The sequence below is a fragment of the Rhodothermales bacterium genome (genome assembly GCA_039944855.1).
In the GTDB taxonomy this organism is placed as follows: Bacteria; Bacteroidota; Rhodothermia; order Rhodothermales; family JANQRZ01; genus JBBSMX01.
This window is the reverse complement of record JBDUXZ010000024.1, coordinates 47,316-61,330: the sequence shown is the minus strand read 5'-3', so window position 1 is coordinate 61,330 and position 14,015 is coordinate 47,316. Positions and strand designations below refer to the sequence as shown.

The 14,015-nt window shown below is 68.1% G+C and carries 12 protein-coding genes; 9 read left to right on the top strand and 3 right to left on the bottom strand.

What is annotated here, in order from left to right; all coding sequences use genetic code 11:
• The first annotated feature begins 26 nt into the window (after nt 1–26).
• Nucleotides 27–620: a superoxide dismutase family protein gene (locus ABJF88_12960; protein ID MEP0547837.1), complete on the top strand. Its 594-nt coding sequence runs from the start codon at nt 27–29 to the stop codon at nt 618–620.
• Between the two features lie 138 nt (nt 621–758).
• Nucleotides 759–1,715: a DUF5715 family protein gene (locus ABJF88_12955; GenBank protein ID MEP0547836.1), complete on the top strand. Its 957-nt coding sequence runs from the start codon at nt 759–761 to the stop codon at nt 1,713–1,715.
• A gap of 351 nt (nt 1,716–2,066) precedes the next feature.
• Here the strand turns inward: ABJF88_12955 and ABJF88_12950 are convergent, their stop codons facing one another.
• The gene (locus ABJF88_12950) at nt 2,067–2,612 is read right to left on the bottom strand and encodes a GNAT family N-acetyltransferase (protein ID MEP0547835.1); all 546 of its coding nucleotides are present in this window, start codon (nt 2,610–2,612) and stop codon (nt 2,067–2,069) included.
• Nucleotides 2,613–2,793: 181 nt separating this feature from the next.
• On the opposite strand from ABJF88_12950, the gene ABJF88_12945 reads away from it, so the two are divergent.
• The 5 genes from ABJF88_12945 to ABJF88_12925 all read left to right on the top strand — a co-directional run bounded on the left by ABJF88_12945 (nt 2,794) and on the right by ABJF88_12925 (nt 7,329).
• Nucleotides 2,794–5,160, top strand: coding sequence for a DNA polymerase domain-containing protein (locus ABJF88_12945; GenBank protein MEP0547834.1), 2,367 nt, complete (start codon nt 2,794–2,796; stop codon nt 5,158–5,160).
• 155 nt (nt 5,161–5,315) lie between these two features.
• Complete coding sequence (locus tag ABJF88_12940; protein ID MEP0547833.1) at nt 5,316–5,513, top strand: hypothetical protein; 198 nt, start codon at nt 5,316–5,318, stop codon at nt 5,511–5,513.
• A 27-nt stretch (nt 5,514–5,540) separates the two neighbouring features.
• The gene (locus ABJF88_12935; GenBank protein ID MEP0547832.1) at nt 5,541–5,870 is read left to right on the top strand and encodes a hypothetical protein; all 330 of its coding nucleotides are present in this window, start codon (nt 5,541–5,543) and stop codon (nt 5,868–5,870) included.
• A gap of 145 nt (nt 5,871–6,015) precedes the next feature.
• Entirely contained in the window at nt 6,016–6,552 is a 537-nt protein-coding gene (locus ABJF88_12930; GenBank protein ID MEP0547831.1) for a fasciclin domain-containing protein, read from the top strand.
• A 162-nt stretch (nt 6,553–6,714) separates the two neighbouring features.
• Nucleotides 6,715–7,329 (top strand): fasciclin domain-containing protein, encoded by a 615-nt coding sequence (locus ABJF88_12925; protein ID MEP0547830.1) that lies wholly within the window; start codon nt 6,715–6,717, stop codon nt 7,327–7,329.
• 85 nt (nt 7,330–7,414) lie between these two features.
• On the opposite strand, the gene ABJF88_12920 is transcribed toward ABJF88_12925, so the two are convergent.
• Nucleotides 7,415–8,341, bottom strand: a complete 927-nt coding sequence (locus ABJF88_12920; protein ID MEP0547829.1) for a DUF4249 family protein — start codon at nt 8,339–8,341, stop codon at nt 7,415–7,417.
• A 150-nt stretch (nt 8,342–8,491) separates the two neighbouring features.
• The gene (locus ABJF88_12915) at nt 8,492–10,780 is read right to left on the bottom strand and encodes a TonB-dependent receptor (protein MEP0547828.1); all 2,289 of its coding nucleotides are present in this window, start codon (nt 10,778–10,780) and stop codon (nt 8,492–8,494) included.
• A 138-nt stretch (nt 10,781–10,918) separates the two neighbouring features.
• On the opposite strand from ABJF88_12915, the gene ABJF88_12910 reads away from it, so the two are divergent.
• Nucleotides 10,919–11,140: a hypothetical protein gene (locus ABJF88_12910; GenBank protein ID MEP0547827.1), complete on the top strand. Its 222-nt coding sequence runs from the start codon at nt 10,919–10,921 to the stop codon at nt 11,138–11,140.
• A gap of 110 nt (nt 11,141–11,250) precedes the next feature.
• Nucleotides 11,251–13,989, top strand: a complete 2,739-nt coding sequence (locus tag ABJF88_12905; protein ID MEP0547826.1) for a T9SS type A sorting domain-containing protein — start codon at nt 11,251–11,253, stop codon at nt 13,987–13,989.
• Nucleotides 13,990–14,015: the final 26 nt, after the last annotated feature.

Sequence of the window (14,015 nt, the reverse complement as noted above, 5' to 3'; positions counted from 1 at the left end):
CTCTCTCTCACCCATCCGCTTCCGCTATGCCTCTCCGCCCGCTCCTCCTGCTCGCCGCCCTCTCCTTCGCCGCCTGCGCCGACCGGCCCGACGCCGACACGCCCGACCCGACGACTAGCCTCGACACGACCTCAACCCCGATGAGCATGGATGGCGGCCGTGCAGCGGCGGACGCCGTCGCCACCCTCAGCCCGACGGAAGGGAACGACGTGCGCGGGCGCGTCACGTTCGCGGATACCCCGGACGGCGTCCGCATCGTCGCCGAGATCAGCGGGCTCTCCGAGGGGATGCACGGCTTCCACGTCCACGAGACCGGCGACTGCAGCGCGCCCGACGCCACCTCGGCCGGCGGCCACTTCAACCCCGACGACACCCCGCACGGCGCACCCGAAGCGCCCGCCCCCGAACGGCACGACGGCGACCTCGGCAACCTCGAAGCCGGGGCCGACGGCATCGCCCGCTACGAGCGCATCGATCCGAACGTGGCGCTGAGCGGGCCGGCGTCCGTCATCGGTAAGGCCGTCATCGTCCATGCCGGACAGGACGACTTCACCTCGCAGCCCAGCGGCGACGCGGGCGGCCGCGTCGCCTGCGGCGTCATCGAAACGATCGCGGGCTAGCCGCTGCGAGCGCTGTCTTTCGCACGAAAGGCTGGAACCCCCGGCAGGCCGAAGCCATGCAATTTGGCAGGGGTGGCAGCGTTCGAAGACGGCCTGCTGCTACCCTCCCCTCTCTCTTCGAACCAGTCCGCCAAGCCCGTGCCCGACCTGATCGGCCACCCGTACAAGCCCTCTGCCAACCGCCCGACGCCTCCGCGTCGGTCCGCGCCGTCGCCGATGCCACGGCCTGAGAAGCGGTCGCGTCCGCTGTACCGGAAGAAGCGGTTCCTGATTCCCATCGGGCTGCTGCTCGTCGCCCTCGGCGCGTTTGCGGTCGTGACGCACCTCGCGAAGCAGGCGGAAGAGCGGCGGCAGATCGTCCTCGCCGAGCGTGCCCGGTTCGCGGACTACCTCGAAGCGCAGGAGGCGCGCTACCTCAAGATCGGCCTGCTGACGGACCGGCAGCGCGCCCAGCTCCGCCGCTCTACCAACGCCGTCCACGTCGAAGCCGCGCAGCGCCTCGGCATCACCCCCGTCGCCGAGCGCGACGACGTGCTCGACCAGGCCGACGAAGCCGGGCTCGTGAATGTGAACACGGAGAACCCGTACTACTGGGTCGACGACCTCACGCACTCCGTCCCCTACGCGACGCCCGACGCCGCCGCCGCGCTCGACTCCATCGGCGTGCGGTTCCAGCAGAAGCTCGCGAGCTTTGGGCTGCCACCCTACAAGTTCTTCGTTACGTCGGTCCTCCGCACGCAAGAAGATCAGGAGCGGCTGCGCGGGGTGAACGTGAACGCCGCGCAGGGCACGTCGAGCCACGAGTTCGGCACCACGTTCGACCTCCAATTCCGAGCCTACCGCTACGCGGGCGACCCCGCCGATGAGTTGTGGGAGCCGGCGTTCCCGTTCCTCAAAGAGGAGTTCGCGGCAGAGCTCACCGCGTTCTACGCCCGGATGGAAGAGCTGTACCGATCGCGGCTCCTCGCCCTCCTCGGCGAGACGATGATCGAACTGGAGGACGAGGGCAAACTCATCACCGTGATGGAGCGGCGGCAGCCCGTTTTCCACACCACCGTCGCCCGGCCGCTCGCCGAGCCGACAGCGGCCCCATAAGGGCCTGATGGATTAAGAGGCCCTAACAAAACCCCATGCCGTCATTGCGAGCGACTGAAAGGAGCGCGGCAATCTCCCGATTCTAGCAGACCGAGGGAGATTGCCGCGTCGCTACGGGACGAGTCCCTGCGCTCCTCGCAATGACAGCGTTGTTGGGTTTTGTTAGGCGTTCTAAGCCCAAGCTGTACCTCATGCCCGTCATCCTGAGCGGAACGGAGTGAAGTCGAAGGATCTCTCCGGGCGAAACCTTGCCAGCCTGTTAGATCCGTGCCCGAACAGATCCTTCGGCAAGCTCAGGATGACAGAGCGCGGGACGCGCGACGATCCACCCGGCGTGAACTACCCAGTATCCTACGCCTCGTCCAGTGTCAGCACCTCATGGACGGGTTGGTAGGGCTTGCCGTAGAACTCGACGTCGCGGAAGGTGTGGATGCCCTCGTAGGTCCGGCGCATGGCGTCGAACACGTCGTCCTCGCCGTGCGTGCCGGGCGTCCAGAAGAGGATCTCGAGCTCGTTGACGCGGTCGGTGGCGAGGGAGCGGCGGCGGTAGCCGACGCGCGTGGCGTGGCGGAACCCCTCGCGGGTGTAGAACCGCTGCCGCTTCTCGGTGTCCGAGTTCTCGTAATCGAGCGGCTCCACTTCGAGCAGGATCGGCTTCCCCTTCGCCTTGAGCGTGTCGATCAGTTTGCGGCCGATCCCCTGCCCGCGCGCCTCGGCCGCGACGAACACGTAGTCGATGAAGACGAAGTCGTCAGCCTCGACGTACATCAGGACGTGGTGCGGACCTTCGTCTTTGTGATAGACCTCGGGCTTCTCGCGCAGCAACGTCTCCATGTGGCGCTGCGACTTCATCTCTTCGACGGGGAAATACTGATTCAGCTTCTCGTACCAGTGCATGCGGGCTAGCTGTTGGTCCGTGGGGGAAGCGAGGGTTATCCCCGCCGGACGGAAGGGTTCGCCGCACCGCGTCAATTCATCCGCACCTCGCTCGGGCTTCGCCCGATCTTCGACGCTGCGCCCGCGACGGAGCGTTGACAGGCCCTGCGCGTTATGTTCTCCCCAACCCGCTCCACGCCTGATGCCTGACGTGCCCGAACCCGATGCCTACGACGTCGCCCTCTACGGGCGCGACCGGACGGAGCGGATCGTCGGGCTCCACCTCGTCGCGGCGGGCGACGGCGCGGAGCAGATGCGGGTCTATCGCCGCACGGGGCCGGACACGGTCGAGCACGAGGACGTCCCGTTCTATCCCTTCTTCTTCCTCTCCGACGCTGAGCTACTGCGCGACTTCCCGCGCGACCGCTTCCAGTTTCAGGAGCTGGCCGGTGAGGGATATTTCCGCTGGCTCGTCGTCTTCCCAAACCGCTCGGCGTACTGGGACGCCCTGCGCCACATCGAGCGCGTGACGGACACGAACGCGAAGCGGCCCGAGGAGGTCTATTTCGCCGGCTCGCCCGAGCAGCAGTACCTCATGCAGACGGGCCGGACGCTCTTCAAAGGGATGCCCTTCGAGGACCTCTACCGGATGCAGATCGACATCGAGACGTACGCCAGCGCCGGCGGCTTCCCCGACGCCGAGCGGCCGGGCGACGCCGTCATCATCGTCTCGCTCTCCGACAATCGGGGCTGGACGCGCCTGCTCGACGCACGCAGCCTCCCCGAGAAGACGATCCTGCAAGAGGTCGTCCGCCTCATCCGCGAGAAAGACCCCGACGTGATCGAGGGCCACAACGCATACGCCTTCGACTTCCCGTATTTGATGACGCGGTGCGCACGCTGGGGCGTGCCGTTCGCCATCGGCCGCGACGGGTCGGTGCCGCGCAGCTTCCCGTCGTCCATGCGCTTCGCCGAGCGGACAGTGGATTTCCCCGCGCTCGACATCGCCGGGCGGCACGTGATCGACACGTATTTCCAGGTGATGAGCTACGACGTGTTCAAGCGCGACCTCCCGGCGTACGGGCTGAAAGCGGCGGCGAAGTATTTCGGCTTCGCACCCGAGGGACGGACCTACGTCGACGGCGGCGACATCCCGCGCGTGTGGGACGAGGACCCCGAGCGCCTCCTCGCGTATGCGCTCGACGACGTGATCGAGACGGAGCGGCTGAGCCGGCACCTCTCGGGGAGCACGTTCTACCTCACCCAGATGGTACCGATGCCCTACGACCAGTGCGCTCGCACCGGCCCGGCGTCGAAGATCGAGGCCCTCTTCGTGCGCGAGTACCTCCGGCGGCGGCAGGCGCTTCCCAAATCCGAGTGGGGCAGCCAGGTTGTCGGCGGCTACACCGACGTGTTCGTCACCGGCGTCGTCGGCCCCGTGGTCTACGCCGACGTCGAGAGCCTCTACCCGTCGATCATGCTGAACTACGGCGTGCAGCCGAAGGGCGACACGCTCGGGCTCTTCCCCGGCCTGCTCCGCACCCTCACCGAGCTCCGCTTCGCCACGAAGGCGCTCATGCGCACCGCCGCCTCCGACGAGCAGCGCGGCGAGCTCGACGCCCGGCAGACCGCCTACAAGAACATCATCAATAGCTTTTACGGAAACATGGGCTTTGGGATGGCCCTCTTCAACGACTTCGCCGAGGCCGATCGCGTGGCGAGCGTCGGGCAGGACCTCCTCCGCCGGATCATCCGCACGATCCGCGAGCGCGGCGGCACCGTCGTCGAGGTCGACACCGACGGGGTACTCTTCGTCCCGCCCGACGACGTGCGCGGCGACGCGGCCGAGCGGGCGTTCGTCGCCGCCCTCAGCGACGCGCTCCCCGACGGCATCCGCGTCGGCTTCGACGGGCGGTTCCAGAAGATGCTCTCGTACAAGAAGAAGAACTACGCGCTCCTCGGCTACGACGGCACGCTGAAGTTCAAGGGCTCGTCGCTCGTCTCCCGCTCGTCGGAGCGGTTCGGGCGGCGGTTCCTCCGGCAGGCCGTCCCGCTCCTGCTCGAAGAAGACATCCAAGGCCTGCACGACCTCTACCTCCGCTATCGCGATGCCGTCATTGCCCACGATTGGGAGGGCGTCGAGTCGTTCCAGCGGACGGAGACGATCAAGGACTCCGTCGAGCAGTACCGCGCCGACGTCGAGGCGGGCAAGCGGACGCGGGCGGCCTCGTACGAGCTCGCGATCCAGCGGATGGAGGCGACGGGCCAGCCCATCGTCAAAGGCGACCGGATCAGCTACTACCTCACTGGCACGAGTGCGAATATCACGGCGTTCGAAAACGCCCGCCTCGCCGACGCGTGGGCCCCCGCCGCGCCCGACGAGAACACGGCCTACTATCTCAAGCGGCTCGACGAGTTCGCCGCCAAGTTCGCCCCCTTCTTCGCGGGGGATCATGACTTCCGCCTCGTGTTCTCGCCCGAAGACCTCTTCGGCTTTGACCCGAGCGGGATTACGCTCCAGCGGACGGAGCGGGCGCCGGAAGAGGTCGAGGACGACGTGCCATTTTAGCCCGTGGTCCGTGGTCCGTGGTCCGTGGTCCGTGGTCCGTGGTCCGTGGTCCGTGGTCCGTGGTCCGTGGTCCGTGGTCCGTGGTCCGTGGTCCGTGGTCCGTGGTCCGAAAAATATCCCTTTCGGTAGCTTTCCCAGCTCCCGCCCACACGCCCGTGCCCGACTCGCCCCGCCGTATCAATACCGACCTCATCGTGTCCGGAGCCGCCATCTTCATCAGCCTCTGCACGCTCGTCGTCCTGCTCTACGAGGCGCGGGTCATGCGCGAGCAGCAGCGCGCGGCGGCGTGGCCCTACGTCGAGATCGGACCAGGCTTCAGTGGCGGTGGCTTCCACATTAAGACGTACAATTAAGGCATCGGGCCAGCGCTCATCCGCTCGATGCGCGTGGAGGTGGACGGGGCGCTCGTCTATTCCTGGGAGGACATGTTCGGAGCGCTTGGCGTGGCCGACAGTTCGTGGGCGCAGGACCTCACGAACGGCCGCGTCCTCCCGGCTCAGTCGTCGCTCAACACGCTCTCGGCCGCCGGGGGCGAGCGTGCCGCCCGCGTCCGTGATGCTTACCTCACCGAGGCCCCTCGCCTTGCCTTCGAACTGTGCTACTGCTCGGTCTATGGCGAGTGCTGGCGGCTACGGCAGCGCGGGCTGGACAGCGAACGCGAGCCGGTCGGTGTGTGTGAAGAGGACTTGAAACGAGAGATCCTGTACTGAGCGATCGGGCTCCCGAGGGGGGAGAGGCCGCTTGCCATGCCCCAGGCTCGGGGACTTACGAATAGACAGAACTTAGGGCGTGGTGTGTGGTACCAGAGGAGCAAAACGTTCAAAACGTTCATCCTCCTCTCAACCCTCCTCTGCCATGTCTACCCTCACTCGCTTCTCCGCCCTCGTCGCTCTCGCGGCGCTCCTCTTCTCATCCCCCGTCGTCCTCGCGCAGTACGGCGCGGCGGACACGCAACCCTCGCTCGTCGAAGTCGTCGTCAGCACCGACGCGCTGAGCACACTCGAAACGGCCGTCAAGGAAGCCGGCCTTGTCGACGCTCTCAGCGGCGAAGGCCCGTTCACCGTCTTCGCCCCCACCGATGACGCGTTCGGCGCGCTCCCCGAAGGCACCGTCGCCGGGCTCCTCGAAGACGAAAACATCGAGCAGCTCAAAGGCATCCTGACCTACCACGTGGTCCCCGGCAAGCTCATGGCCGCCGATCTCAGCGACGGGCAGGTGCTGGAGACGCTCAACGGCAAGCCGCTCCGCGTGACCATCAAAGACGGCACCGTGATGGTGGGCGGCGCGACCGTCGTCACGCCGAACGTAGCCGCCTCGAACGGCGTTGCGCACGTGATCGACAGCGTGCTGCTGCCGCCGGCCGAGATGCAGGATGCGTCGAGCTCGTACTGATCGACGGAACCACGTAGGGACGAGGGGGCGGCACGACGTGTCGCCCCCTCCTTTAGTTGGTGCCGGGGCGGGCGGCGTGTAGTCGTTGGACGTTGAACCGTATCCGGTTACGCACGTATACCTAGCTCTCTTCTCCCCTCTCTTCTCATCACCTCCACTTCCATGAAACGCATTGCCTATCCCCTCCTGCTCCTCGCCATCGCCCTCCCGCTCGTGCTCACCGGCTGCGCCCGCAGCGGCGAGATGATGAACGACGGCGACATGACCATGGCCGACGGCGCCGTCATCCCTGTGCCCGTCGAGGCCGGCACCGAAGAAGCGATGGAGCTCCTCGGCGCCACCACGTCGCCCTCGAACACGATCGTCGAGAACGCGCTGGCGATCCCGAACCTCTCCAACCTCGTCGAAGCCGTGCAGGCTGCGGGGCTCGCCGAGACGCTCAACGGCCCCGGCTCGTTCACCGTCTTCGCTCCCATCAACGCGGCGTTCGACCGCGCCGACATGGACGAGTTCAGCATGACGATGTCGGAGGATGAGAAGGCGAATCTCCAGATGCTGCTGAAGTCCCACGTCGCCGACGATGCGACGATGTACGGCTCGCTCAACGAGGGCATGATGGTCGTCATGCTCAGCGGCGAGGAGTTCCCCATCGGCCGCGACGAGAACGACCTCACGGCGAAGCGCATCGGCAACGCCGACTTCATCGTGTACGACGTCGAGTCGAGCAACGGCGTGATCCACCTCATCAACCTCGTCCTCAACCCCGACGGGTTCTAGCCGCAGCGGCCCCACGACTGCCACTACGAAGGGCGACCGGCCGCGTGCCGGTCGCCCTCTTCTGTGCTCCGTTTGCGCGTGCGCCCTACTCGGCGATGAACGCCTCGGTGCGGACGGTGGCGAGGCTGCCGAAGACGCCGGTGCCGTTCTCCACGTTCGAGAGCACGCGCTGGATCTCGCCCGGCGAGAGCGTGGTCGGGTTGAACTGCGCGTCGCGGGAGCGGATGAAATCGTAGAGCGCGTCGTCGAGGGCGCTCGCGCTGAGGCGGTTGGGGCCGTAGTAAGCGATCGCGAACCACGGGACGCGGAGGCGGAGCGTGCCGTCCGGGTTCCGCTCGTAGTTCCCCTCGTTGAGGAGGGGCGACGAGGTCGTGACGAAGTCGCTCTCGTCCACGTCGTCGGCGTTTTCGAGGAGCGAGGCGATCGTCGGCGTCAACTCGTAGTTGTCGGGGTCGAGGGCTTCGATGCTGAAGATGTAGACGGCCTGCCCCTCGCCGACGCTCGGCGTGACGTCGAGCGCGGGCGAGGGCGCGAGGATGTTGTAACGGATCGTGTCGGGCGGAAAGCGGACGACGCGGAACGTGTCCGGCACGAGGGTTTCGGCGCGGACGAGTTCGCTGGACGGGACGAGGTCGGTGCGGTCGGGTACGCGGGCGGTGAGGCGGTAGCGCCGGTTCGGGAGGACGCGGTGGCCGTCGGTCGGAACGTAGTTGCCGGGGAAGCTGCCCTCGTTGCCGGGGACGCCCACGTTCTCGTAGAACCCAAACGTTTGCTCCACCTCGCCGCTCCCGTCGAGCAGGGCCACCTCCACCTCCGCCCCCGTCAGCGCGTACGCCTCGAACGTGTAGCGCGCGTCGATGGGGGCCGTCTCCGAGAGCCGGATCGTCGGCAAGAACTCGTCGGCCACGAGGAACGCCTCGACGACGACGCGGGGCTCGAAGTCGTCCTCGTTCAGATCACAGCCGGCGAGGGGGACGAGGGCGAAGAGCAGGGCAAGCAGGGAGCGGCGCATGGCGGATTTAAAAAGGGCTGTCATTGCGAGGAGCGAAGCGACGCGGCAACCTCCTGAGGCTTCCTTATCCCTTTGGAGATTGGCTGCGCCGAGCCCTGAGGGGTTGCTTCGCTCCGCTCGCAATGACACTCAGATTTTTGAGGTAGGGCGCTAAAAATCGACGGTGAGGGAGACGTTCGGGAGGAGCGGCAGCATCCGCACCGGGTCCTGCGCCGCGAACTCCTCGTCGAGGTCGGTGAGGATGAACCACACGTTGCGGCGCGAATAGAGGTTGATCGTCTGGAGCCGGAGCTCGTAGTCGCCGAGTCCGAAGAACGAGCCCTCGCGTGTGAAGCCGAGGTCGGCGCGGTGGTACGCCGGGAGGCGGGCGCGGTTGAGCCCCGAGGTCTCGATGGCGCCGCCCTCGATGCTGCCGACGGGGAGGTCCACGTCGTAGCGGCCGTTCGCGCGGGTGTAGGCCTGCCCGGTGGCGTAGACGAACGTGCCCGTCAGCGTCCACCCCCGGCCGAGCTCGAGGTTCGCCACGAGCGAGAGGTCGTGGCGACGGTCGTACTTCGGCGAGTAGTACTGCGGCTCGCCGTTGGCGTCGGGGTTGACCGGGTCGCCGTCGGCGCCGATGAACTTCCGTTGCGTGAGCGCGAGCGTGTAGCCGATGAACCCGTTGAGGCGCCCCTTCGGCCGCTCCAGCTGCATCTCGATGCCCGTCGCGTAGCCCTCGCCGAAGCGGAAGATGTCAGCGTATTCAAGCCCCGCCACGTCGGGCAGGTTCGGGTCGATCTCGAAGAGGTCGCGGAGGGTCCGGTAGTAGACCTCGACGTCGGCGCCGAAGTTGTCGAGCGGGCGCGTCTTGAGCCCGAGCACGAACTGGTCGCCGTACGACGGCGGCACGGCTTCGGCGGCCGTCACCCACACGTCGAAGGCGGAGAACGCCTCGTTCGAGACGAGGGTGAGGAACTGGTAGTAGCGGCCGTAGGCGGCCTGCGCGAGGACGCGCTCGCCGAACTTCCGCTCGACGGAGAGGCGCGGCTCCAGCCGGAGGTAGTCGCCCGAGGAGAAGTACGCCGCGCGGAGGCCGCCGGTGAGGATCCACGCCGGCGTCGGGCGGAACGTCGCCTGCCCGTAGCCCGAGAAATAGCGGCTCTCGATGCGGGAGTCGAGCGTCTCTCGCCCGTCGAAGAAGTTGTTGAGCCGGAGCGAGAGGTCGCCGCCCCACGCCCCGGCCTTGACCTCGAACTGCGGGCTCGCGAGCCACTCCACGTCCGCCTTCGCCGAGACGTCGTCGATCGTGTTGCGCTGCTCGAACTCCGTCCCGGCGACCTCCGCCTTCGGGAAGCTGAAGTAGCGCGAGCCAGTGAACCGGAGCGTCGAGAACACGCGGTCGGAGAAGATGCGGGTGTAGCGGACGCTGCCGGTCTGGTTGCCGTAGCGGAGGTTGAAGCGGGCGTTCTCGGCGAAGGGGAAGTCCACGTCGTCGACGCCGGCGTAGCCCGAGACCGAGAGCCGGTCGTTGGGCGAGAGGTCGAGGTTCACCTTGCCGTTGAAGTCGAGGAAGTAGAACCCGTCGGGGATGAACTCCTCGGAGTCGCGGAGGGCGGCGAGGAGGGGTTCGAGCGTGGAGCGGCGGAGGGCGAGGAACCACGAGCCCTCGGCCCCGCCGAGCGCCTTCGGCAGGCGGTACGGCCCCTCGGCGTTGACGCGCGAGGCGAGGAGGCCGACGCTGAGCTTGCCGTCGAGCGCGTTCCGGTTGCCGTCGCGGTTGCTCACGTCGATCACCGAGCCGAGCCGGCCGCCGTACTCCGCCGGGTAGCCGCCTTTGAACACGCGGACGTCCTTGATGGCGTCGGTGTTGAACGTCGAGAAGAAGCCGAAGAAGTGGGTCGGGTTGTAGACCGTCGTCTGGTCGAGGAGGATGAGGGTCTGGTCGGGCGAGCCGCCGCGGATGTAGAGGCGGGACGAGAAGTCGCTCGCGGCCTTGACGCCGGGGAGGAGTTGGAGCGCGCGGAAGAGGTCGTTCTCGATCGCCGACGGGATCTGCTGGATCAGCCGGATCGGCACGTTCTGCACGCCGACGGCCTTCTCCTCTTCGAGCGGCGCCTCGCTCTCGACGACGACCTCGCCACCCTCGACGGCCGACGGGCGCAGCGCCACGTCGAGCCGCCGCCGCTCGTCCGGCCCGAGGTTCAGCGTCGTGCGGAACGGCTCGTAGCCGACGTACGACACCACGAGCGCGACCTCGCCCGCGCCGAGCCCGGTGAGCCCGTAGAACCCCTCGCGGTTCGTCGCCACGCCGAGCCCGGTGCCCTCGGCGACGACCGTCGCCTGGATCAGCGTCTCGCCCGTCTCAGCGTCGCGGACGGTGCCGCTGACGGAAGCCGTTTGCGCCGCGGCCGTCGGCGTGAGCGAGAGGAGGAGCAGGGCGAGCGGCAGGGCGCGGAGCATAGCGGGGCGATGGAGAGGGCGGCAGGAACGCGACGGGTGCCGCCCGGTTTCTGTGGGAACGCGGCGTGCCCCCGATCCCGTACCCCGAGCGGCCCCGCGCTGACTATTCGTTCACTTCCTCTTCGCCTCTCTCCTCTCATGGCCGACTCCCAGCAAGAGACCAACCGCAAATCCACCACGATTTTTATCATCGCGACCCTCGTCGTCATCTTCATCGTCGGCGCGATCATCTCCGTCCGCGGCTGCCACGAGCCCAACGACATGGAAGAGATCATCGACCCGGACGGCCCGCTGCCGGGGACGCAGGACGCGACGGGGTCCCGCTTTGCGCCGGACGCCGCCCCGCTGCTCGCCGCCTGACGGTGCCGCGCGGGCTCCGGCTGGAGGTACGCGGAGGGCACGGAGGATGGGATTGATTCCTAACTAGCTAGGCGCTAGGCTGTAGCTCCTGCTCATCCACCTCCGGTCCCATGCGCCTCGCTACCGCTCGCCTCGTCGCGCTCGTCCTCCTGCTCGGCACCGTCCCCGCCTCCGCCCAGACGCCCGGCGATTGCCAGCTCGGCACGGCCGAGACCGACCTCAACCTCGCCGATGTGCAGGCCCGCCTCTTCAACACCGGCAGCCTCTTCTTCGGTAACAGCACCGTCAGCGGCGACGGCTACATCGCCCCGAAGGGCGCCGGCCTCTCGCCGATTTTCCCCGCCGGGATCTGGGTCGGCGGGCTCATCGGCGGCGACCTCCGCGTGGCGGCGGCGACGTACGCCGACTTCGAGTTCTGGCCCGGCCCCCTCGACGAAGACGGCTCGCTCCCCAATCCCGACGACTGCTCCGTCTTCGACCGCTTCTGGGTCGTCGACGCCTTCGACGTGCAGCGCTACGACGACACCGGTGTCGCCTCCGACGACCTCGCCGGCTGGCCCGCCGACCTCGGCGCACCGGTGATCGACGGCGACGGAGTCGAGGGGAACTACGACCTCGCGGCAGGCGACCGCCCGGCGGTGTACGGCCATCAGACGGCGTTCTGGGTGATGAACGACGTGGGGAACGCGCACGACAACTCGCTCACGGAACCCATCGGGCTGGAGGTGCGAGCGACGGCGTTCGTCTCGGCCGAGTCCGTGCTCGACCAGCACACGTTCTACCGCTACGAACTCGTCAACCGGAACAGCCAGCCGTTCGAGGCCGCCCGGTTCGGCCTCTTTGTGGACCCCGACCTCGGCGATCCTGCCGACGACTACGTCGGGAGCGACTCGATGCGGGGGATGGCGTTCGTCTACAACGCCGACAACGACGACAACGGCGGGCTCAACGGTGGCTACGGCGACCGGCCCGCGGCGGCCGGCTACGACTTCCTCACCGGCGCCGGGGCCTCGATGTATTTCTCGGGTGTCGCCGGGACAGAGATCGCAGACCCCAACAACGGGCCTGAGATCTACAACGTCCTCCGAGCGAGGTGGCGGTTCGGCACGCCGTTGACGGAGGGCGGCGACGGGTATATGACCGGCGGCCCCGTCCTCACGTGGGCGTTCCCGGGCGCGCCCGAGACCGAGCAGTTCTGGAGCGAGGTGAACATCGACGGCACCGGGGCGGACACGGCTCCCGGCGACCGCCGCAACGTCATCGCCTCGGAGGCCTTCACGCTCGCCCCCGGCGAGCGCCGCACGTTCGACCTCGCGATCCTCTTCGCACAGGGCGCGGACAACCTCGACTCCGTCGCCGAACTCCGCGAGGCCTCCGACGCCGTGCAGTTCCGCCACGACAGCGGCACCCTCTTCGCCCCCGGCTTCGCCCCGCCGCCGCCCGGCGCCCTCGCCGCGCCCGCCCTCCTCACCCCCGCCGACGGGTCCGTCTTCATCGACGAGTCCGCGACGCTCACGTGGACCGAGGTGCCCGGCGCCGAGAGCTACCGCATCGAGATCGCCACCGAGCCCGACTTCAGTGACCGCCGCGCGTTCTACACCCTCGAGCCCGCGTTCACCTTCGCCGACGACCGGGCCAACGAGGTCTTCGCCTACCGCTGGCGCGTGCAGGCGTTCGCCGACGGCCTCGCGTCGAGCGCGTTCTCCGACGTCCGCTCGTTCACGTTCTACCGCTACGTGGGCGACTTCTTCGGCGACGGCCTCGGCCTCATCGAGACGGCCTATCCCGGGGTCACGGTCTGCGCCGACGGCAGCGACCCCGCCTGCGCCGCGGGCTACCCCGGCAACGCCGTCTGGCGCGACCCGAACTCGACTGGCGATTACATCCTCACGAACCCCGCGAATCGCCCCAATGACCTCCTCCGGGACATCCTCACGGTCGATGGCGACGACTTCGAGATCCGCTTCACCGAAGCCTGCGCTACGCCCGGCACCTGCCTCGGCGTCTACGCCTCACGGATTCCGGGCGGCAACAACCTGATCGCCAGTGTGCCCTTCGAGCTGTGGAACGTTCGCGGTGGGCTCGGGGCGAGCGACGACGCGGCCGACGACGTGCGGATGATTCCGCTCCTCCGCGCGCTCACCGGCGCCGAGCCTGTCGCGGAATGGGCCGACACCTTCCCCGCCGAGCAAGACGTGATCGCGGGAGACGACACGCTCGCGCTCTCCGTGACGAACCGCGTGCTCGGCGTGATGCCGGATCGGCCGAACGGCTACGCCCTCTTCGAGGCCGCCGCGAATGGCTTCGGCGGCGCCGGTGCGACGTACGTCCCGGCCGAAGACGGCGACGAGCAGATCGACCCGAACCCCGCTGACGGCGCCGACTGCCGGAGCCAGCGCTTCTACGCCGACTTCTGCTACCGGGGGAACAGCAACCGCATCGTCGCGCCGATTGGCGGGCTCGAAGGGATCGTCCTCGCCGATCTCGCCGACGACGGGACCACGCCGCCGGCCGGCACCACGATCCGCTTCGTCTCCAACGACCGGCTCACGGTCGACGCCGAGGACGACGCGCCCGCGAGCCCGCAGGCGTTCCGGCTCGGCGCGGCCTTCCCCAATCCGTTCGCGGTGACGGCGACGGTGCCGTTCGAGGTCGAGCACCCCGGCCCCGTCCGGCTCTCCGTCTTCGACGTGCTCGGGCGGCAGGTCGCCGTGCTCGTCGAGGGCGACGTGGCAGCGGGCCCGCACCGGGCGACGCTCGACGGGTCGAGATTGGCGACGGGGGTGTACCTCGTCGTGCTCGAAGCGGGCGGGCAGCGGCAGGCGTCGAAAGTGCTCGTCGTCCGCTAGCCCAGAGCCACGTGAACACGGTACTC